The organism is Arthrobacter sp. Y3223065 (assembly GCF_059090885.1).
In genome coordinates, this window is sequence record NZ_JBNHGC010000002.1 from 493,507 (window position 1) to 513,684 (window position 20,178).

Here is a 20,178-nt window from a genome sequence, read left to right on the forward strand (position 1 = left end):
AGGATGGCATGATCCGAGCCTGGTCTCCGGAGGACATCCGCGCCGCCGAACGGCCGCTGCTGGACGCCGGGCAAGGACCGCTGCTGATGGCCCGCGCCGCGGCCGGGCTGGCGGCCGCCGTCATCCGGGAACTCAAGCGCGCCCGGGGCGGGGTCTATGGTGCCCGGCTGGTGGTGCTGGCCGGCAGCGGCAACAACGGCGGCGACGCCCTCTTCGCCGCGGCTTCGGTGGCCCGCCGCGGCGCCATGGCGACGGCGGTGCTCACCTCGGAGCGGGTGCACGCGGGGGCGTTGGCCGCCTTCGAGCAGGCAGGAGGATCGGTGCTGCGGCTGGCGGCGGAAGGAGCCGACGGGGACCCGGTCCGTCAGGTTCCGGAGGGTTCCGAGGGTCCGGAGCTGCGCGAGGCGACGCCGGCAATCCGCGAGGCAGTCGAGACCTGTTCCGCCGCAGACGTGCTGGTCGATGGGATTCTGGGCACCGGCGCGTCCGGGGCGCTGCGGGGACTTGCCCGGGAGCTGGTCCAGGCGGTCCTCGAATCCGGGCAGGGCCACCGTCGCCGCCCGCGCGTCGTGGCGTGCGACCTGCCCAGTGGCGTCAACGCCGAGACCGGCGAGGTGCACCAACCCGTGCTCCCGGCGGACCTCACGGTCACCTTCGGCGGCGCCAAGACCGGCCTGTTGCTGGATCCCGCCGCGGCGCTCTCCGGCCGGGTCCAAACGGTGGATATCGGTATCGGGCAGCTGCTTCCGGCACCGCGGCTGCGGCGGCTCCAGGCGCGGGATCTGGCCGGACTGTGGCCCGTACCGCGCCGCACGGACCACAAGTACACCCGCGGGGTGCTCGGCGTCGCCGCCGGATCTGCGTCCTATCCCGGGGCGGCGCTGCTCGCGACCCGGGCGGCGGCCGCCACCGGTGTGGGCATGATCCGCTATCTCGGCCCGACCGAGGTTTGCCGCCAGATCAACGCGCTGACCCCCGAAGCAGTCTGCTCGCAGGATGCCGTCGCCGATTCCCATGTCCAGGCGTGGCTGGTGGGTCCGGGAACCGACGGCGACGCGGACCAGCGCCGGCGGGCCGGGGATGCCCTGGCTTCCGGGCTGCCGGTAATTGCCGATGCCGGTGCCTTCGACGTGCTGCCCGCGGAGCCGGGGCCCCGGGTGGTCCTGACGCCGCACGCCGGCGAACTGGTGCGCATCCTCGAAGCCCAGGGGGTGGAGACCGACCGGGAGCATATCGAAGCGGCACCCGCAGAGTTCGCCGCCCTGGCCGCCGGGCTCACCGGGGCCACCGTGCTGCTCAAGGGGTCCGTGACGGTGATCGCCGCACCGGACGGCGCCCTGTTCAGCCAGGACGACGGGCCGGTTTGGCTTGCCACGGCAGGGTCGGGCGACACGCTGGCCGGGATCCTCGGCGCGCTCGCCGCGACCATCCGGACCGAAGACCTGGACGCGGCCGGGTTCGCCGCGGCCGAGCACGGTGCGGTGGTGGCTGCCATGGGCGCCTGCCTGCACGGGCTCGCCGCGACGGAGGCCTCGGGGCAGGGCACTGCAGGGCGGGACAGCGGGGCGCCGCTGCAGCCGCGGGGGACGGAGAGCAGTGGCGGACGCGCCGGAAGGCGGGCCTCGCCGTCGTCGTCACCGGGCGCACCCTTGGCGGCCTCAGATGTCAGCGCCGTCCTGCCCGCGGTTGTGGGCAGGATCATCGCCGGTCGGAACCGGTAGCCGCACGATGGCATGATGAAGGGATGGCGTATGAGGCTGACGAGAACCGGTACCAGAACATCCCCTACCGCCGGGTGGGCCGCAGCGGACTGAAGCTGCCTGCCGTCTCGCTGGGCCTCTGGCACAACTTCGGCGACGACAAGCCGTTCGAAGTGCAGGGCGCCATCCTGCGCCGGGCCTTCGACCTCGGGGTGACGCACTTCGATGTGGCCAACAACTACGGCCCGCCGGAGGGCAGCGCCGAAACCAATTTCGGCCGGCACATGCGCAAGGATTTCCTGCCCTACCGTGACGAACTGGTGATCTCCACCAAGGCCGGCTACCTGATGTGGCCTGGCCCGTACGGCGAGTGGGGTTCGCGCAAATACCTCCTCTCCAGCCTGGACGCCTCGCTGAAGCGGATGGGCCTGGACTACGTGGACATCTTCTATAGCCACCGGCCCGATCCGAACACCCCCCTTGAAGAGACGATGGGGGCGCTCGACCAAGCCGTCCGCTCCGGCAAGGCCATGTACGCGGGCATCTCTTCCTACACGGCCGAGCAGACCCGGGAAGCCGCACGGATCATGCGCGCGCTGGGGACCCCGCTGCTGATCCACCAGCCGTCGTACTCCATGCTCAACCGCTGGGTGGAAGGCGGCAGCCCGAATCTGCTGGAAGTCCTGGCGGACGAAGGCATGGGTTGCATCGCGTTCTCGCCGCTGGCCCAAGGCTTGCTCACGGACCGCTACCTGAACGGTGTCCCCAAAGACTCCCGCGCCGCGCAGGACAAGTCGCTGTTCCCGCAGATGCTCTCCGACGAGAATCTGGACCGCGTCCGCGGCCTGAACCAACTGGCGGCCGACCGCGGCCAGTCATTGGCGCAGCTGGCCATCGCCTGGGTGCTTCGCCGGCAAGCCAAGGGCGCTCCCGTCGCCTCGGCCTTGATCGGGGCCTCGAGCGTGCAGCAGCTGGAGGACAGCCTCGCCGCCGTGGCCAAACTGGACTTCACGACCGAGGAAGCCGACGCGATCAACCGGTTCGCGGTGGACTCCGACATCAACATCTGGAAGCCGAAGGGCTAGGGGGCGGCTGGTCGGCGGCGATGAGTAAACGGTCCGGCCGGCCGAGGATCCAGCGCGGAAAAACCGCGTGACGGGGTACCCGGAGATACCTGTTTCCACTACGCTGTAGAAGTGCCAACCGCACCCTGGGGCACGGTGCGGGGCACCGGAGGCAGGATCCTCCCGAGGGATGGCAACCTCAAATAACTTCTGTTGGGCCGGAGGCAGTCCCGTCTTTTTTTCCGGCACCAGTGAGCGGCAGCGGCGATAGGAAGCCGGGGGGCCCGCCAGGCCGCTCATCGATGACAGGCGGACGCGCCTTCCGCGTTCCTGGCCTCCCGGAAAAGCACGGAAGCACTCTCAGTAATGAAAACTTCAGCAAGACTGCGCGTGTGGTTGATGGTGACCGGCGTACTCCTGGGACTTCTCGCGTCAATCGGCGTAGCGGCACCGGCAGGTGCCGGCAGCGTGGCGGTGCCTGCTTCGCATTCCCACGAAGACAAAGGCGACCACGGCGACGGCGACGCTACTCTGACGCTGCGCATTTATGATGACGGCGATTACCGGGTAAGGGGCGAGGACTACGAGGCGAAACGCGTCCATGTCTGGATCATCAACGTCTCCAAGCATAAGGTCGTGGATCATTTCTACGTCCGAACCCATGACGGCGACTTCAGGATTTACGGCGACGACCTGAAGTGCGGCAAGACCTACAAAGCTGTGAGCTACAGCAAGGCTGATGGCTGGGTGTCGAGCGACCGCGTCAAGTTCCGGTGCGACGACAACGACAACGGTCACCACTAGGAGATAACCCCTAAAGGTAGAGGTATCCCGCAGGGGTTACCCCAACGGTGGGGAGGACGGGAACTCCCGTCCTCCCCACCGTCCTGAGCCACCGCATCACTTAAACGGCAACGAGGAGCCGCCCGCCCCAAAACGGCGCTGGCGGCTCCTCGCTGATGTGCTCCGGTCGCGGTCCGGTTCTAGGCGAACCAGGTATCCGGCGGACCCATGTAGAGCAGCAAGCCGAAGACGGCGGCAACGGCGACTACGACGACCGCGATGGCCGCCACCGGGCGGGCGAGCACGGCCGCCTGCAGCTTCTCGAGGAAACCGTGCGGCGCTTCACCGCCGGCGCCCAGCCGCCATACATCGCCGAGCAGGCCGTGGCGGTCCATCGACTTCTCCACGGGAATCGTCGCGTACGGGATGGCGGCCGAGACTACGGCCAGGATGCCGCGGCCTGCAGACCACCGTTGGTTCACCCACGTGAAGCAGGTGCTGACGACGTAGCAGAGGAAGACAAAGCCGTGCAGGCCGCCCGCGATACTGACCGCCAGGCGTGCTTCCGGCACCAGCGCCCGCAGGAGCAAGGCCAGCAACAGCAGCGTCCACGTCACGGCTTCGGCGAAAGCGACGGTGCGGAACAGGGTGCGCGGAGACATGAAGGTCCTAGGAGACTAGTTGGCGTCGGCAGGGGTGTTCTCGGGGGAGGGGCACCCTCCACCAATTTAGCCGACTGGCATGCGCGAATCCTACGCGCACGGCGAGGACGCCAGGGCTGCCGTGGTCAGCGGCTTCAACCACGGCGCCAAAGTGGTCACGGCCGCGGCGATCATCATGGTCTCCGTGTTCGCCGGGTTCATCTTCTCCCACCTGACCATGGTCCGGCCGATCGGCTTCGCGCTGGCCCTGGGTGTGCTGCTGGACGCGTTCGTGGTGCGGATGACGCTGATCCCGGCGGCGATGCACCTGTTCGGCAAGGCCGCCTGGTGGATGCCGACGTGGCTGGACAGGATCCTCCCGGACGTGGATGTGGAAGGCGCCAAGCTGGCGCAGCACACCCGCCGGCCCAAGCAGGCCGAGGCGCAGCCCGCCGGAGTGCGCTAAGCCCCGGGCGCGCCTGGTCCTTGCCGGAGGGCGGCAGCGACGGTCAGCGCCGGGCTGACTGGGCCGGTCAGCGACGGTGCCGGCCTCCGGCGAGCCGGAACGATTCGTCGAGCAATTCTGCGAGATAGCCGGGCTCGACTTTCTCCAGGCGCATCAGCACCAGCAGCGGCGAACGCTCGTGGTGCGGGGTCCAGAAGAAAACGTCCGGGGCAGTTGCGGCCAAGGCTTCCCGCTCATCGGACTTGACGGTCAGCACGCCCGGCTCCCAGATCCGGGCCATCAGCGACTTGGCGAACCAGGCGGGCTGGCCCCAGCTTGGCCGCTCGGTAACACCGGGCAGGTCCAGGCAGAGGCGGCGCACGTCGTCCTCGGTGGGCATGCTTCAAACCCCTTTCAGCTCCAGCGGTATCCGTGGGCCTGTTCGTAGGCCTCGAGCAGGCGGTGGGCCACGTGGCCGGACGTTATCAGCGGGTGGATCATGAAGGCCCGGAGGGCCGCCGCGCGGTCACCCTGCCCGCCCCGGATGACCTCCTGCTCCACGGCCTTGATCTGTGTCATCAGTCCGGCCTGATGCAGGGTCAGCGGCTTCACCGGCAGGGGGCGGGCGCCGTCCGCATCGACCACCGAGGGCACCTCGACCACGGCGTCGTCCGGCAGCTGCGGGATGGTGCCGGCGTTGCGGACGTTGAGGATCAGCTCGGTGCGCTCGCCGGAGAGCAGGGCGCGCATCACGTCCAGGGCCACGTGTTCGTAGCCGCCGGCCGCCGCATCATGTTCATCGCGCGAGACGCCGATCTCACGGGCTTCGGACAAATAGTTCTCCTCGCGGCGCCGCAGTGCGTCCTCCCAGTCCGCGTACGGGGTCCCGGAAGCCTGCAGGCGCGCGTACAGCTCCTGCTGCAATTCGTGGATGGACTCGCCGCGGGTCTGGGCGGCGCCGGCCAACGCCAGGGTGGCCTCCCGGCGGAAGTAGTAATAAAACAGGTAGGCATTCGGAATGGCGCCGAGCACCTGCAGCTCCCGCGTGCCGAAAATCCGGCCCTCTTCGAACGACTGGAGCAGCCCCGGGTCGTCGAGCAAGCCGGGAAGCCGGTCCCGGCCCTGGTGCTCCAGTCCGCGCAGCCAACCCAGATGGTTGAGGCCCACATAGTCCACGCCGGCCAACGAGCCGCGGTCCAACGTGGCACCCGCGGCCTTCGCCGCACGCCGGACCAGCCCCATGGGCGTGTCGCAAATCCCGACCACCCGATGGCCCAGCAGCGGCAGCATGGCTTCGGTGACCAGCCCGGCGGGATTGGTGAAGTTGATCAGCCACGCGCCGGGGCTGAGCTCGCGCATCCGCCGGGCGATGTGCCGTGCGGCGGGGACGGCGCGCAGGCCGGAGGCTATCCCGGCAGCGCCGGTGGTCTCCTGGCCCAGCAGGTTCAGCCGGGTTGCCACGCGTTCGTCCAGCGTCCTGCCCAGCGTGCCGCCGGGACGGATGGCCGAGAAGACGACGTCGGCGCCGGCCAGCGCACCATCCAGGTCACGGGCGGACTCGATCTTCGGCGGGCGGCCGCCCCCGGGCAGGGGCGCATCTTCCAGCACCCGGACGATCGCCTGCTGCCGGCCTGGGTCTACATCGTGGAGCACCAGCCGGTCCACCAGGCCGGCCGCGGATCCGTTGGCGAGCGCGCGGTAGACCAGCGGCACCCGAAACCCGCCGCCGCCCAATATGGCAAGTGTTGCCACTGCTTCCCCCGAACGATTGACTTTGGATAACGATCGGCCGCCCGGAGCCCGGGACGCGGCCCTTGCTTGTATTGTGCCAGCAAGGGCCAACCACAGGCCCTGGCGGCTGAACCGGCGGCCCCGGCCCGAGAATCGTGGCCGGTGCGTTCGATCCGGTGCATTTCGCTCCGTGGCGAAGGCCTTCAGCCCGAAGCATGCTTCGGATGGGAGAATGGATCCGTGAGCTCTACAACGTCACCTCTGCCCTATGACCGCCAAGCCGTGATCAACCTGGCCGCCATCCGCGCCAACGTGCGGCACCTGCGCGAGGTCGCGGCGCCGGCCCGCGTGATGGCCGTGGTCAAGGCGGACGCCTACGGCCACGGAGCGGTCCCGGTGGCCCGGGCCGCCCTGGAAGCCGGTGCATCCTGGCTGGGCGTCGCCCACTTCACGGAGGGACTGGCCCTGCGTGAAGCGGGCATCGATGCGCCCATCCTGGCCTGGCTGCACACCCCGGACACGGACTTCGCCGCAGGCATCGAGGCGGGGATCGACGTCGGCGTTTCCGGCTGGGAGCTGGAGCCGGTGGTCAAGGCCGCCCGGCAGCTGGAACGGCCGGCACGCGTGCACCTGAAGATCGATACCGGGCTGGGCCGCAACGGCTGCCCGCCGGCGCTCTGGGAGGACCTGGTCAACCGGGCCGTGGAATACCAGGAGCAGGGGCTGTTGCGGGTGGCCGGCGTCTTCTCCCACCTGGCGGTCGCCGACGAACCGCACCGGCCGGAGACCGACGAGCAGGTGGACCGCTTCCGCGAGGCCGTAGCGGTGGCCGAGAACGCCGGGCTTGACCTGGAGGTCCGCCATCTGGCCAACACGCCCGGTACGCTCAGCCGCCCGGACGCGCACTTCGACATGGTCCGCGTGGGCCTGGGCATCTACGGGCTCTCGCCCTTCGAAGGGCAGACCCCGGAGGAACTCGGGCTGGCTCCGGCCATGACGTTGCGCGCGCGGGTGGCCAACTGCAAACAGGTGCCCAGCGGCCAGGGCGTCTCCTACGGGCTGAACTATCTGACCTCCGGGCCGACCACCCTGGTGCTGGTGCCGCTGGGCTACGCGGACGGCATCCCGCGCAGCGCCGCCAACGTCCAGGTGTCCATCGGCGGCCGCCGCTATGACGTGGTGGGCCGGGTGGCCATGGACCAGTTCGTGGTGGACCTGAGGACCAACGACGCCGAAGACCTCGTGGGCGAGGAAGTGATCCTTTTCGGCCCGGGCCGGGACGTCCCGGACGCCCAGGACTGGGCGGCGGGAGCCGGCACCATCAACTACGAGATTGTCACCCGCGTCAGTCAGCGCGTCCCGCGCTACTACACCGGAACCGCCGACGCCCCGGACAGCGGCGAGGAGGACGCCCCGGCATCCGAGGCACCCGCACTCACGCCGTCCGCGGCCGAGCAGGCAGCGGCGGCGGCCCAGGTCCGGGCAGCGCTGGCGGCGATCGACGACCGGAACACCGACAGCGCCGGGGATCCCGGCGCCGTGCTGGCATGACGGACGACGCCGACCGGACAGGGGGAGCACCTTCCATGACGCAGCAGCAACCGGCCTCCCCGGTGTGGGAACGCGAGTTCCAGGTGGGCTCGGCCGAGGAAACGCAGGCGCTGGCCGCCCGGCTGGGCAGGATCCTGCGCGCCGGCGACCTGGTGGTGCTCAGCGGCGGGTTGGGCGCGGGAAAAACCACCTTCACCCAAGGGCTGGGGGAAGGACTCGGTGTCCGACCCGGCATCATTTCCCCCACCTTCGTGCTCGTCCGGAGCCACCCCAGCATGAACGGCGGACCGGACCTGGTCCACGTGGATGCCTACCGGCTGGAGTCCGACGGCGAGATCGACGACATCGACCTGGAGAACACCATGGATCAGGCCGTGACCGTGGTGGAGTGGGGCCGCGGCCGGGTGGAGCACCTCTCCGACAGCTGGCTGGACATCTCGCTGGTCCGGGCCACCGGGGCAGACCTGGCGAACCGGCCCGCCGGGGGCGCCGCGCCGGGCGGGCCGCACGGTGCGGCGCCGGGCGACACAGCCGGGCCGGGCACCGCGGAGGGTGCCGCGGGAGCGCAGCGGAGTGCCGGCGTCGTGCTGGATTTTGAAGAGCCCGACGACGGCGAGCCGCGGCTGATCCGCATGGCCGCCTACGGGCCGCGCTGGGCCGCCTTCATGTTTGCCTGAGCCGCAGGGGAAGTCCTCCCCGCCGCGCCGGTCGGAAGCGCTGTCCGGCTTGGCGCGCAGCCGGGCCGGGCGCCGCGGCGGGCCAATTTTGCGGGGCGCGGGCGGTGCGGGAGCCCGCGGTCTTCACTGCCTCCCGGCGCAGGTCCATAATCGATGGCGTCATCAGACCACGAGGAGGCCCGCCATGGAGACCAAGCTGAACCCGTACCTGGGATTCCGCGACCAGGCCAAGGAAGCCATGACGTTCTACCAGTCGGTGTTCGGCGGGGAACTGACGCTGAACACCTTCGGCGACTTCCAGGCCAGCGACGACCCGGCGGAGATCGACAAGATCATGCACTCGCAACTGTCCACCGAGCGCGGGCTGGTACTCATGGCCGCGGACACCCCCGCCACCATGGAGTTCACCCCCGGGTCCAGCCACTCCCTCTCGCTCAGCGGCGACAACGAGGCCGAACTGCGCGGCTACTGGGACAAGCTGATCGACGGGGCCGACGTCACCGAGCCGCTGCAAAAAGCGCCCTGGGGCGACACCTTCGGCATGTGCACGGACAAGTTCGGTATCCACTGGTTGGTCAACATCGCCGGCACACCGCCGGCGTGACCGGCCGGTCTGCGGCGCCACGCCCAGCCCGCCGCGGCCGCGGGATGGGCCTGGCCGCGGCCCGACCCGTCCCCGGTGCGCACGAAAGACACCCCGCGTACCTCAAGTAAAATTGATCCGTGCTGATCCTCTCCATTGATACCTCCGCCATCGCCAGCGCCGCATTGCTGGCCGGACAAGGAGAGACCCTGGCCGCCTTCGCCACCGAGGACACGCGCACCCACGCCGAGGTGTTGGCCCTCGGGATCAGCAAGATCATGACGACGGCGGACGTCACCGGCGCCGACATCGACGCCTTGGTGGTGGGCGTGGGCCCGGGACCGTTCACCGGCCTGCGCTCCGGCATCGCCACCGCACGGGCACTGGCCTTCGCCTGGGGCAAGCCGCTGCACGGGGCGATGAGCCTGGATGCCATCGCCGTGGACGCCGCACCGGACGCGTGGCGCGCAGGCGTGGACGAATTCGTGGTGGCCACCGACGCCCGGCGCAAGGAAGTGTACTGGGCGCGCTACCGCAGTACCGGCGGCATTCACGACCTGCTCGACGGCCCGCATGTCGGCGCGCCCTCGGACGTTCCCCGCCTGCCGGCCTACGGCATGGGCGCCGGGCTGTACCCGGAGCAACTGCTGGCCGTCACCGAGTACAGCGGCACCCAGCCCACCGCCGAAGCGCTGGGCCGCACCGCCGTCGCCCGGCTGGACAAGGGACTTTCCCTGCCGGACACCACGCCGCTGTACCTGCGCGAGTCCGACGCCAAGGTTCCCGGACCGCGGAAGCGCGCGCTGTGACCGCCCGCACGCCACGGCCGGCGGGCGGCATCCGGCCGATGACCGAGGCCGACGTGCCGGTTGTGGATGCGCTGGAACGGAAGCTGTTCCCGGACGATGCGTGGCCGACGGAAATGTTCTACGAGGAACTGGCGCAGGACACCCGCAGCTACTACGTGGCCGAGGACGCGCTCGGCGACGTGATCGGCTATGCCGGGCTGATGTGCGTGCGGCCCATCGCCGACGTGCAGACCATTGCGGTGGTCCCCGAGCGCGAGGGGCAAGGCATAGGCACCACGCTGCTGACCCTGCTGATCGACCAGGCACGGCGACAGCGGGCCGACGACGTCCTGCTCGAAGTCCGCGCGGACAACCCCCGGGCACAGCGGCTCTACCGCTGGTTCGGCTTCGAGCAAATCCATGTGCGGCCGCGCTACTACCGGGGCGGCGTTGACGCCCTGATCATGCGGCTGCGCCTCAAGGACTGGGCCGGTGCTCCCGGCACCGATGCCCCAAAGGCCGGCCGCGGCGCCGATACCCCGGATGCCCGCACCGGCAGCGACGGCGGCGCCAGGACCGGCCGGACAGACCAGGAACCCGAGACGACGGAGGACACCCGATGAACCGCACCGAACCGCTGGTGGTGGGCATCGAGTCCTCCTGCGACGAAACCGGCGTGGGCATCGTCCGCGGGGATACGCTCCTGGCCAACACCGTGTCCTCCTCGATGGAGGAACACGTGCGCTTCGGCGGAGTGATCCCCGAAATCGCCTCGCGCGCCCACCTCGATGCCTTCATCCCGACGCTGGAACAGGCGCTGGACACGGCCGGCGTCACCCTCGGGGAAGTGGACGCGCTCGCCGTGACCTCCGGCCCCGGGCTGGCCGGCGCCCTGATGGTCGGCGTGTGCGCGGCCAAGGCCCTGGCGCTGGCCACCGGCAAGCCGCTGTACGCCATCAACCACCTGGTCGCCCATGTGGGCGTCGGCGTGCTGGACGGGGGAGCGCTGCCGGAGAACCTGGGCGCGCTGCTGGTCTCCGGCGGACACACGGAAATCCTGCGCGTGCGCTCCCTGACCGACGACGTGGAACTGCTCGGCGCCACCATCGACGACGCGGCGGGCGAAGCCTACGACAAGGTGGCCCGCATCCTGGGCCTGGGCTACCCCGGCGGCCCGGCGATCGACAAACTGGCGCGGGAGGGCGACCCGAAGCGCATCCGGTTCCCCCGCGGACTGAGCCAGCCCAAATACATGGGCTCGGCCGAGGCCCCCGGCCCGCACCGCTACGACTGGTCCTTCTCCGGGCTGAAGACGGCCGTGGCCCGGTGCGTGGAGCAGTTCGAAGCCGCGGGGGAGCCCCTGCCGGTGGCCGACATCGCCGCGTCCTTCCAGGAAGCGGCGGCGGACGTCATCACCGCCAAGGCGATGCTGGCCTGCACCGAAAACGGCATCACCAACCTGCTGCTCGGCGGCGGCGTTGCGGCGAACTCGCGGCTGCGGGCGCTGACCGAGGAACGCTGCGCGCAGCACGGCATCTCCCTGCGGGTGCCGCCGGTGTCCCTGTGCACGGACAACGGGGCGATGGTCGCGGCGCTCGGCGCCCAGGTGGTGATGGCCGGCGGCAGGCCCTCCGGCCTCGAATTCGCCCCGGATTCGTCGATGCCGGTCACCAGCGTGCACCTCTAGGACGATCCCGCCCGCGCCCGCGGGCCCGGCCGGAACCGTCTATCACAATCCGCGGCTGCGACCTAGGCTGAAACCATGGCGGGGCACACCGGCTCCTTCCTCGGGAACTCTTCCATCCGGTCGGACGGCGGAAACGACGGAGGTACACGACATGGGATCTTTAGCTGGACGACTGAAACTGCCGGCGGCGGTGGCCGTCACGGCGGCGCTCCTGCTGACGTCCTGTACCCGGACCGGTGAAGAGACGGGAGGGGGGCCGGAAGCGGGGGGTGCCGGGGGCTTCGAGACCGGTTCATTGATCGGCGTGTCCCTGTCCGCCGACACCGCGTACGCCGAAGCGCTGTTCACCGAACAGATCGAGGGCTCAAACTTCGAACCGAACGTCCAGGTCGCGGCAACTGCCGCCGAACAGCAGCAACAGATCAGTTCCATGCTCGAGGGTGAACCGGAAGTGCTGATCGTGGACGCGGCGGACCCGGCAGGCCTGGGGGAGCAGTTGGCCGCGGCGCAAGAGGCACAAATACCGGTCATCGCCTTCGGCACCATGGTCACGGGCACCGGCGTTGTCGGCTACCTGGTGGGTGTCGATGCCTTCCAAAACGGCGAGATCCAGGCGCAGGCACTGCTCGACGGGCTGGCCGAACGGCAGGGCGAAGGACCCTACAACATTGAACTGTTCAGCGGCCACCCGGACGACGGCGGGGCGCGCCTGGCGTTCGACGGAGCGATGAGCGTGCTGCAACCCAAGATCGACGACGGCACCGTGGCCGTGGTGTCCGGGCAGGCGGATTTCGAGGCAACCGCGGGCGAAAACCCGGATGCGGCGGGAGAACGGCTGGCCGCCATGTTGCAGGAGGACTACGCCTCCGATGACTTGCACGGCATCCTGGCAGCCGATGACACCACCGCCCAGGTGCTCATCCAGACCGCCGAAGACGGCGGGCAGGATTCCCCCGTCGTCATCGGCAGCGGATCCGCTCCGGAAGCCGTGGAATCAATCATGGCCGACAAGCAGTACGCCACCACGTACGCCGACCCGGCGGCCATGGTGGGCGAGGCCTTGACGCTCGTCAAAGGGTTCGCGCAGGACGATGCGCCCGAGGCCGACGACGAAGAGTCGTACGGCAACGCGCAAACCACCGTAGCGGCCTACCTGACCGAAGCCGAGCCGGTAACCAAGGAGAACGCCGCGGAGGTGTTTGCCGACAACCAGGAGTTGCTGCAGCTCGTCGAGTAAACGCTCCAGGGGACCGCGCCAGGGGACCGCGCCGGCCGCACGCACCGGCCATCAGAGGGCCTGGGCTCTGCCCGTTCAGGCGCGCAAACGCCGGGCCAGGCCCCTGACCGCCAGCGCGGCCAGGCCGCCTGCCGCCAGCCAGGGGCCGGCCACGATGACCGGGTCGAGCCATTGGTGGCTCAGGTCGGCGCGCTTCGTCCCGGTTCGGGAGGCCAGCCCGTGATGACTGAACTCGCTGCGCACACCGGATTCGGTGACGGGATTGTCCGGACGCAGGGTCGCGAAGGAGCGCAGGTGGCTTTCCCAGGCATCGACCCGGTCGGCGGCCAGCAAGATCAGCCAGTGCGCCGCCCGCGCCTCGCTGAACTTCCGGTAGGAGTACCGCCGCATCGCGCCCGAGAGTCCCTTGGGCGGCGTCGACGTGCCGAAGACGGGCGTCAGCATGCGGTGTTCAAGGGATCGCTCGCGCGGCCATTTCTCCTCCTGGCGCTCGGGGAAATCCCAGTGCGCGCCGGTGGCGCCGGGATCGAAGCGTTCCTTCGGCACGGCCGGACGGTCCTTCGGATCCAGGTCGGCACCCCAGCCCGGGATCCGGTCGCGGAGTTCTTCGCTGGAATACCTGCGCTCCGGTTTTTCGGCTCTGTACGGCATCGTGGTGTCTCCTAGCCGGCATTCGGCACGATGATCGGTTTGATGCAGCCATCGAGTTTCGACGAAAAAATGTGATAGCCGTCGGAGATATGCTCCAGCGGTATGCGGTGGGTGACGATGTCGTTGGGTTTCAGGTAGCCGTTTCGGATGTGCTCAAACAACCGCGGCCATTGGCGCTTGACCGGGCACTGGTTCATGCGCAGCGTCAACCCTTTGTTCAGGGCATCGCCGAACTTCACGGCGCTGAACATCGGTCCATAGGCGCCCATCACGGAAATGGTTCCGCCCTTGCGGACCGAATCGATGGCCCAGTTCAGGGCGACGGGCGAGCCGCCCTGCAGCTTGAACTTGGCCGAGGTGAGGTGCTGGGTCAGGTTGCCGTCCGCCTCGGCTCCCACGGCGTCAATTGCCACGTCCGCCCCGAGGTCATCGGTCACCTTCTTCAGTTGCACCACGATGTCGTCATACTCGGCGAAGTTGCAGGTCTCCGCATGCGCGAAGGTGCGGGCCATCTCCAGCCGGTATTCCAGGTGGTCGATGACGATCACGCGCCCCGCTCCCATGAGCCAGGAGGACTTTGCGGCAAACAACCCCACCGGTCCGGCTCCGAAGACCACCACGGTGTCGCCTTCGACGATGTCGCCCAGCTGCGCCCCGAAGTACCCGGTGGGCAGCGCGTCAGTGAGCATCACGGCGTCCTCGTCGTCCATCCAGTCCGGGATCAGGGCGGGTCCGACGTCGGCAAAGGGGACCCGGACGTATTCGGCTTGGCCGCCGTCGTAGCCTCCGCTGGTGTGGGAGTAGCCGTAGATGGCGCCAACGGCCGTGGCGTTCGGATTCACGTTGTGGCAGTTGGAATACAGTCCCCGCGCGCAGAAGTAACAGGACCCGCAGTAGACGTTGAACGGCACCATGACCCGGTCGCCCGGCGCGAGGTTCCGGACCGACGGCCCCACTTCGTGGACCACGCCGATGAACTCGTGGCCGAACGTCATCCCGACCCGGGTGTCGGGCATCATGCCGTGGTAGAGGTGCAGGTCCGAGCCGCAGATCGCGGCCAGTGTCACCCGCACAATGGCATCATTGGGGTGTTCGATCGCGGGGATGTCTTTTTCTTCTACCCGGGTCTTGTAGGGCCCGCGGTACACCATGGCTCTCATCTGTGCCTCCTTGAGGAAGCGGATAATCGAGTGCCCGCAAGCTTCACACGCCCGGCCGCAACGGTCAAGGCCCCGGAGCCGACCGGGAGGCCGCGCTGCCTGGGACGAGTGTGCCTGGTCCTAGGTGCCGTTGCCGGGTTCCCGGGGGGACGCCGGTTTGTTGTCCTCGTCTTCCCGCTGCTCCTCGGACCGACGGTCGACGTCCGGTTCTATGGCAGCGTCCAGGCCGACGGAACCGGCATGGGGCGGGCCGTCGGATTCCTGGTCCGAGGACGCCGCATCCGCTTGGTACAGCGCCTCGTCGTCAGCGTGCTTTTCCCCGGCCATGGCCAGCCCTTTCCCGCATCCGGCTCCGGTTTTCCTTGGGGCAGAGCCTACCCCTGTTCAGCACGAAACGGGACCGGATTCGGTCGGAAACGGGGGTAGTTTTTGGTGCAGATGGCACCCCGACACGACCTCAACCAACGAGATGATGAGCGTGAGTCTTACTCATCTCCGGATGTCGCTGCAGATTTGTGTCCAGCGCCGGTCGGGAGGCAGGACAGGTGCCGAGGTGGATCCCGTATCGGTTTGGCGTTTGCAACGAGCCCCTCAGCAGTCGTTCGCAGTCGGGCTCCGGGCACGTTGAGACGATAAAGCTATAAGTTGATTTTCGCAGCACGAGTTTCTTTGTTGACTGCTGCAAGACGATGTCTTTTGCAATCAAATTAAGGGGTAAGCATGAAGAAGAAAACCGCAGTTATTTCACTTACCGCTGTCGTCGGGTTTTCCATCCTGTCCGCCGCACCGGCGATGGCTGTGACCAGCGGTGCCTACGAAAACTGCACTGCTGCGGCTGCCGCGGGCGCCTTTAACATCCCCATTGGCTCACCCGGCTACGGACCCCATCTCGACAGCGACGGTGACGGGATCGGCTGCGAAAGCGACCAGAGCGGGAACAATATGGAGCAGGCCGATTCTGGCCAGCAGGTAACCCAGATGCCGGTCGGTGGGGCCGACACCGGGGTACCCGTTGAAGGCCCCGGCGACATCAGCGGTATCGTCTTGACCGGCGGGCTGGTTGTAGCTGCCGCAGGCGGAGGAACCTACCTGTTGCGCCGCCGCGCCTCCGGTCAGTCTTAGCCCCGCCCAACCCGCACAGCTAATTCACGCATGACTGATGCATCCCACGGCCGCCGCAGAAGCTACCTGGCTTCGGCGGCGGCCGCCCTGCTCCTTCTGGCCGGCTGCGCCGACCCCGCAACGCAAACAAGCGCCGCGACGGTCCCGGCAACCATCTCCGCACCTGCCGACGCAACACCGCCCACACCCGAGCCCGCCACAACGACTAGCGCCAGCAGTAATACGCGGCCAGCACCGGCCTCTGTCGATACCGATGCCCCGCTGCCGGTCTTGCCGGAATCGCCCCCTGTATCCGTGACTATCCCGTCTCTTGGGGTGCGCTCTGAGCTGCTCAGACTCGGGCTGCACGACAACGGGACCCTCGAAGTGCCTCCAGGAGATCCCGGTTCTCCCGCCGGCTGGTACATCCATTCCCCGACCCCCGGGGAGCGCGGCCCGGCCGTCCTCCTGGGCCACGTCAATGCCTACGGCAACGGGCCGGGCATCTTCACCGGACTGCGCGAGCTGAAAGCCGGAGACATTATCGAAGTCACCCGAGAAGACGGCACCACTGCCGTTTTTTCAGTCGACCGCGGGGAGGTCTACGCCAAAAGCACTTTCCCCACCCAGACCGTGTATGGGAACACCGGAGGAGCGGAACTGCGCCTCATCACCTGCGACGGATACGACCCTGCCACCGGGCAGTTCGACGACAACTACGTCGTCTACGCCAAACTGCTCCCCTGAACATCACGCAATTTCACAACGGATCAGCCACAATGCCCGGGTGGTCGCTAACGAATGGCGCTCGGCCGGCGGGTCAGTTGCTCCCGCGAAGCTGGCCGACCACGTCGAGGACGACGGCGCGCAGGTCGCCGTTGTGTTCTGCGGCGACCCTGCGCTGGCGCTGGTAGCCGGCGCCGGCTTCGAGGATCTTCTCCACGTCCGCCAGCTCCTCGCTGCAGCCGAGCTTCCTGGCGACCGGCTCCAGCCGGTTCAGCACGTGTTCGCGCAGGTGTTCCGTGACCGGCATTTCCTTGCCGGCGGCGTTGAGGATGATGATGGCGTCCATGCCGTAGCGGGCCGCGCGCCATTTGTTCTCCTGCACGTGCCACGGCGGCATGGTGGGGATGGCCCAGCCGTTGTCCAATGCGGTGGAGAACTCGTCCACCAGGCACTGCGTCAGCGCGGCGACGGCCCCGACGTCCTGCAGGGTGGACAGCCCGTCGCACACCCGCATCTCGATGGTGCCCAGCGCGGGAACCGGCCGGATGTCCCAGCGGATCTCGCTGATCGTGTCGATCACCCCGGTGGTGAACATGTCTTCGACGTAGTCCTCGTACACAGCCCAGCTGGGGAACTGGAACGGCAGCCCGGCGGTGGGCAGCTGCTGGAACATCAGCGCGCGTTGCGAGGCGTACCCGGTGTCCTCTCCCGCCCAGAAGGGGGAGGAGGCGGAGAGCGCCTGGAAGTGAGGGAAATAGTTGACCAGCCCGTCCAATACCGGCAGGGCCTTGTCCCGGTGGTCCAGGCCCACGTGCACGTGCACGCCGTAAATCACCATCTGGTGTCCCCACCATTGGGTGCGGTCGATCAGCTTGGCGTAGCGTTCCTTGTCGGTGACCGGCTGCAACCGCGGTGCGGCAAACGGATGGCTGCCGGCGCAGAAGAGCTCCACGCCCATCGGGTCGGTGACGTCGCGGACGGCCGCCAGGGCGCTGCTCAGGTCCGCTTTGGCCTCGCTGACGGTGTTGCAGATGCCGGTGACCAGTTCCACGGTGTTCAGCAGCAGCTCCTGCTTCACGTGCGGGTGCTCGTCATCGTCCCGCAGCTCGGGGTGCCCGGCGCGGACGGCGTCCAGCACCTGCTCGGCCACCGAGACCAGTTCGCCGGTCTGGGCATCCACCAGCGCCAGCTCCCACTCAACCCCGAGGGAGGATTGGGCGGACCGTGCGAAATCGATGTACAAACGTTGCTCCGTCTCTGGCGGGACCGGCTGCCGCCGGAGGTACACGTCTGGCGCCAGCGGGGCCAAGACACAGCTTGATTCTAGTGCTTCAGGGCCTGGCGGTGCGCTCGCGGCTGCGGGTGCCGGCGGCGGGAACGGGTTCGACGACGATGGCGATCCGGTCCTCGCCGACCCTCGTCAGCACCAGGGTGGCCTTGTTCGGCCCCTTGCCGGAACCGGTTAACAGGGTCTTGCGCAGCTCGTCCGGTGCAACCGATGTGCCGCGTTTCTTGATCTCGAGTGTGCCGATCCGGCTCGCCTTCACCCAGGCCTTGAGCTTCTTGACGTTGTACGGCTTGACCTCCAGCACCCGGTACGCCCGGGCGAAGGGCGATTGCTGCAGGTGCGGGGCGCAGATGTACGCGATGTGCTCATCCAGCAAGTGCCCGCCCAGGCCGCGGGCCAGGTCGGCCACCAGCCCGGCGCGGATCACCGCGCCGTCGGGCTCATACAGGTAGCCCGCAGCCGGTCCGATCGCCACGTCCTGGTTGGCGGGGTCGTAGTTGACGGCGCTGGTCAGCTCGGCGGTGCCGCCGGCACCGGTGACCAGGGCTGCGCGCCGGATGCCCGGCCTGGCCAGCCGGTTGAACCACAGCGCAGCCTCGACCACGTCGCCGTCGACGGATACCCACTGGGCCTCGCAATTCTCCGGCAGCGCCTCATGGGGAATCCCGGGACCCATCTTGACCCCCACCGGCATGCCCCCGTCGGCCAGCCTTTCCACGAAGGACAGCGGCGGAGAAAACGCCTCCGGGTCGAAGATGCGGGTCGTGCCCGAGGCCGTCGTCGTCCGCCGCGCCGGATCCAGCCACACGCCGTCGATCCCGGTCAGGTCCAGTCCCTCTGCGTCGGCGTTGACCACGGTGGCGGTTGGCCACGGCATCAGGTTGATGGTGGCCACGGCGGCGGTGGTCTCATCCCGTTCCACGGCGGTGACCCTGCGGTCCAGGCTGGCCAGCGCCATGGCGTCTGCGCCGATTCCACAGCCCAGGTCCGCGACGTGCTCCACTCCGGCGGCCTGGAACCGCTGGGCGTGCAGGGCGGCGATGTTCAGCCGGGTGGCCTGTTCCAGTCCGGCCGGGGTGAAAAGCATTTTCTCCGCGAACGGCCCGAACTTCGCCTTGGCCTTCGCCCGCAGCCGGGACTGTGTCATGGCAGCCGAGACCAGTTCGGGGGAGTGGCCGGCCTTGCGCAGCTCCGTGCCGATGTGCAGGCTCTCCGCCTCGGAATAGGGGCCGAGCGAGTTCAGCAGCTCCCAGCCTTCCGGAGTGAGGATCGGTGCAATGCTCTCGGCGTGGGTCTCGGGTGCCATGGTTTCAAGCCTAGTGCAGCAGAATCAGGCCGGCGGACCGGCCGATTTTCGCCTCGGGGGCGGGGATGGGTAGTTCTCCCCATGGCCGGATATGCTGGGACTCCGTAGAGTCGGTAAGGAAGCTTACTGTGAGGAGGCGTGCATGATGTCCACATCCATTGACGGGTACGACATTGATACCGACGCTTGCCAAGCCGAGATTGAAGCGGAACTTGGCGAGCTGATCGAGGCCGGCAACCGTGCCCACCAGGGCTGGCAGGCCCTCTGGAACGACGTCGCCGCAGGCGTCGGTGCACCGGTTCCGGGATGGCAGCCGGAGATCCGGCGCCTCGCCTGAACCTTGCGCGACGGTGGCTCCCGGCCGAACCGGCGTGCGACGCATGGGGGAAGCTGGTCGTTGCCGTCCGCCGGCCGTAGCATGGGCGCATGATCCAATCGGCGGCAACGTTCCTGTCCGCGGGCCGGTATTTTCGCGAAGTCCTGGCAAACGTGCCGCCGACCGCGTGGAACGCTCCCGGGCTGGACGATTGGAGCGTCCGGACGCTCGCCGGACATACCAGCCGCGCGCTGTCCACTGTGCTGACGTACTTGGGGCGTCCCGCGGGGACAGTCCAGGTGGAATCCGCCGCCGATTATTACCTGGCCACCGGACTGGCGAATGATCCCGGCGTCACCGAGCGGGCCATCGCCGCGGGCAGGGAGCTGGGGCCGGACCCGGTGGACATGGTGGACCGGCTGCTGGCCCAGCTGGAGAACACGCTGCCGTTGACCGAAGACCGGGTCATCGAGACGGCCGCCGGCGGGATGCGCTTCAGCGACTACCTGCCCACCCGGATCTTCGAACTGGCCGTGCACACTCTTGACCTGTCCCGGGCCTGCGGCCTGGTGGCCGAGCTGCCGCGCAACGTGGAGCTGGAGGCCGGGCGCCTGGCGATGGAGATCGCCTCGGAACGCGGCGACGGCGCGCTGGTGCTGCTCGCCCTGACCGGGCGGACCATGCTGCCGGGCGATTTTTCCGTGGTCTGACGCCTTGCCGGCCCGCGGACAGCCGCGCCGGCT

General features: G+C 68.7%; 22 protein-coding genes and 1 pseudogene. 15 read left to right on the forward strand and 8 right to left on the reverse strand.

From position 1 onward, the window contains the following. Positions 1-8 precede the first annotated feature (8 nt). The 3 genes from AC5RUK_RS07305 (at position 9) to AC5RUK_RS07315 (ending at position 3,568) form a co-directional block, all read left to right on the forward strand. Complete coding sequence (locus AC5RUK_RS07305; protein WP_494151761.1) at positions 9-1,721, forward strand: bifunctional ADP-dependent NAD(P)H-hydrate dehydratase/NAD(P)H-hydrate epimerase; 1,713 nt, start codon at positions 9-11, stop codon at positions 1,719-1,721. 23 nt (positions 1,722-1,744) lie between these two features. Then, the gene (gene mgrA, locus AC5RUK_RS07310) at positions 1,745-2,785 is read left to right on the forward strand and encodes an L-glyceraldehyde 3-phosphate reductase (protein WP_494151762.1); all 1,041 of its coding nucleotides are present in this window, start codon (positions 1,745-1,747) and stop codon (positions 2,783-2,785) included. Positions 2,786-3,130: 345 nt separating this feature from the next. Beyond that, entirely contained in the window at positions 3,131-3,568 is a 438-nt protein-coding gene (locus tag AC5RUK_RS07315; RefSeq protein ID WP_494107680.1) for a hypothetical protein, read from the forward strand. Between the two features lie 179 nt (positions 3,569-3,747). On the opposite strand, the gene AC5RUK_RS07320 is transcribed toward AC5RUK_RS07315, so the two are convergent. After that, positions 3,748-4,209 (reverse strand): DUF3817 domain-containing protein, encoded by a 462-nt coding sequence (locus AC5RUK_RS07320; RefSeq protein ID WP_494107681.1) that lies wholly within the window; start codon positions 4,207-4,209, stop codon positions 3,748-3,750. Positions 4,210-4,282: 73 nt separating this feature from the next. On the opposite strand from AC5RUK_RS07320, the pseudogene AC5RUK_RS07325 reads away from it, so the two are divergent. Beyond that, positions 4,283-4,654: pseudogene (locus tag AC5RUK_RS07325) on the forward strand (MMPL family transporter); the annotation flags it as partial. 67 nt (positions 4,655-4,721) lie between these two features. Here AC5RUK_RS07325 and AC5RUK_RS07330 read toward each other — a convergent pair. Both AC5RUK_RS07330 and AC5RUK_RS07335 read right to left on the reverse strand, forming a co-directional pair. Continuing rightward, positions 4,722-5,033, reverse strand: coding sequence for an MmcQ/YjbR family DNA-binding protein (locus AC5RUK_RS07330; protein ID WP_494151763.1), 312 nt, complete (start codon positions 5,031-5,033; stop codon positions 4,722-4,724). 14 nt (positions 5,034-5,047) lie between these two features. Beyond that, positions 5,048-6,385, reverse strand: coding sequence for a family 4 glycosyl hydrolase (locus AC5RUK_RS07335; RefSeq protein WP_494151764.1), 1,338 nt, complete (start codon positions 6,383-6,385; stop codon positions 5,048-5,050). Between the two features lie 219 nt (positions 6,386-6,604). Here AC5RUK_RS07335 and alr point away from each other — a divergent pair, with 219 nt between their 5' ends. The 7 genes from alr (at position 6,605) to AC5RUK_RS07370 (ending at position 12,887) form a co-directional block, all read left to right on the forward strand. Beyond that, positions 6,605-7,915: an alanine racemase gene (alr, locus tag AC5RUK_RS07340; protein ID WP_494151765.1), complete on the forward strand. Its 1,311-nt coding sequence runs from the start codon at positions 6,605-6,607 to the stop codon at positions 7,913-7,915. Between the two features lie 35 nt (positions 7,916-7,950). After that, a complete protein-coding gene (gene tsaE, locus AC5RUK_RS07345; RefSeq protein ID WP_493988958.1) occupies positions 7,951-8,592 on the forward strand; it encodes a tRNA (adenosine(37)-N6)-threonylcarbamoyltransferase complex ATPase subunit type 1 TsaE in 642 nt (213 codons plus the stop codon). A gap of 184 nt (positions 8,593-8,776) precedes the next feature. Then, positions 8,777-9,196: a VOC family protein gene (locus tag AC5RUK_RS07350; RefSeq protein ID WP_494151766.1), complete on the forward strand. Its 420-nt coding sequence runs from the start codon at positions 8,777-8,779 to the stop codon at positions 9,194-9,196. Between the two features lie 119 nt (positions 9,197-9,315). Then, a complete protein-coding gene (tsaB, locus tag AC5RUK_RS07355) occupies positions 9,316-9,984 on the forward strand; it encodes a tRNA (adenosine(37)-N6)-threonylcarbamoyltransferase complex dimerization subunit type 1 TsaB (RefSeq protein ID WP_494151767.1) in 669 nt (222 codons plus the stop codon). A gap of 38 nt (positions 9,985-10,022) precedes the next feature. Beyond that, complete coding sequence (rimI, locus tag AC5RUK_RS07360; RefSeq protein WP_494151920.1) at positions 10,023-10,586, forward strand: ribosomal protein S18-alanine N-acetyltransferase; 564 nt, start codon at positions 10,023-10,025, stop codon at positions 10,584-10,586. Beyond that, positions 10,583-11,650, forward strand: a complete 1,068-nt coding sequence (gene tsaD / locus AC5RUK_RS07365; RefSeq protein ID WP_494151768.1) for a tRNA (adenosine(37)-N6)-threonylcarbamoyltransferase complex transferase subunit TsaD — start codon at positions 10,583-10,585, stop codon at positions 11,648-11,650. Before rimI ends, tsaD begins: the two co-directional genes overlap by 4 nt. Positions 11,651-11,801: 151 nt before the next feature. Next, positions 11,802-12,887 (forward strand): substrate-binding domain-containing protein, encoded by a 1,086-nt coding sequence (locus AC5RUK_RS07370; protein ID WP_494151769.1) that lies wholly within the window; start codon positions 11,802-11,804, stop codon positions 12,885-12,887. A gap of 75 nt (positions 12,888-12,962) precedes the next feature. Here the strand turns inward: AC5RUK_RS07370 and AC5RUK_RS07375 are convergent, their stop codons facing one another. From AC5RUK_RS07375 to AC5RUK_RS07385, 3 genes are all read right to left on the reverse strand, one after another. Continuing rightward, entirely contained in the window at positions 12,963-13,538 is a 576-nt protein-coding gene (locus AC5RUK_RS07375; protein WP_493988964.1) for a hypothetical protein, read from the reverse strand. Positions 13,539-13,549: 11 nt separating this feature from the next. Beyond that, complete coding sequence (locus AC5RUK_RS07380) at positions 13,550-14,698, reverse strand: zinc-dependent alcohol dehydrogenase (protein WP_494151770.1); 1,149 nt, start codon at positions 14,696-14,698, stop codon at positions 13,550-13,552. A 120-nt stretch (positions 14,699-14,818) separates the two neighbouring features. Further along, positions 14,819-15,025, reverse strand: a complete 207-nt coding sequence (locus tag AC5RUK_RS07385) for a hypothetical protein (RefSeq protein WP_494151771.1) — start codon at positions 15,023-15,025, stop codon at positions 14,819-14,821. A gap of 393 nt (positions 15,026-15,418) precedes the next feature. Between AC5RUK_RS07385 and AC5RUK_RS07390 the strand changes: the two genes are divergently transcribed. Then, complete coding sequence (locus AC5RUK_RS07390) at positions 15,419-15,820, forward strand: excalibur calcium-binding domain-containing protein (RefSeq protein ID WP_494151772.1); 402 nt, start codon at positions 15,419-15,421, stop codon at positions 15,818-15,820. Between the two features lie 30 nt (positions 15,821-15,850). Then, entirely contained in the window at positions 15,851-16,546 is a 696-nt protein-coding gene (locus tag AC5RUK_RS07395; RefSeq protein ID WP_494151773.1) for a class F sortase, read from the forward strand. Positions 16,547-16,619: 73 nt separating this feature from the next. Here AC5RUK_RS07395 and AC5RUK_RS07400 read toward each other — a convergent pair whose 3' ends face one another. Both AC5RUK_RS07400 and AC5RUK_RS07405 read right to left on the reverse strand, forming a co-directional pair. After that, positions 16,620-17,768, reverse strand: coding sequence for a glutamate--cysteine ligase (locus AC5RUK_RS07400; RefSeq protein ID WP_493988967.1), 1,149 nt, complete (start codon positions 17,766-17,768; stop codon positions 16,620-16,622). A gap of 88 nt (positions 17,769-17,856) precedes the next feature. After that, positions 17,857-19,119, reverse strand: a complete 1,263-nt coding sequence (locus AC5RUK_RS07405; protein ID WP_493988968.1) for a THUMP-like domain-containing protein — start codon at positions 19,117-19,119, stop codon at positions 17,857-17,859. Positions 19,120-19,261: 142 nt separating this feature from the next. Between AC5RUK_RS07405 and AC5RUK_RS07410 the strand changes: the two genes are divergently transcribed. Both AC5RUK_RS07410 and AC5RUK_RS07415 read left to right on the forward strand, forming a co-directional pair. After that, complete coding sequence (locus AC5RUK_RS07410; protein ID WP_494107695.1) at positions 19,262-19,456, forward strand: hypothetical protein; 195 nt, start codon at positions 19,262-19,264, stop codon at positions 19,454-19,456. 89 nt (positions 19,457-19,545) lie between these two features. Then, on the forward strand, positions 19,546-20,145 hold the full coding sequence (locus AC5RUK_RS07415; RefSeq protein ID WP_494107696.1) for a maleylpyruvate isomerase family mycothiol-dependent enzyme: 600 nt from the start codon (positions 19,546-19,548) through the stop codon (positions 20,143-20,145). The last annotated feature ends 33 nt before the right edge of the window (positions 20,146-20,178 follow it).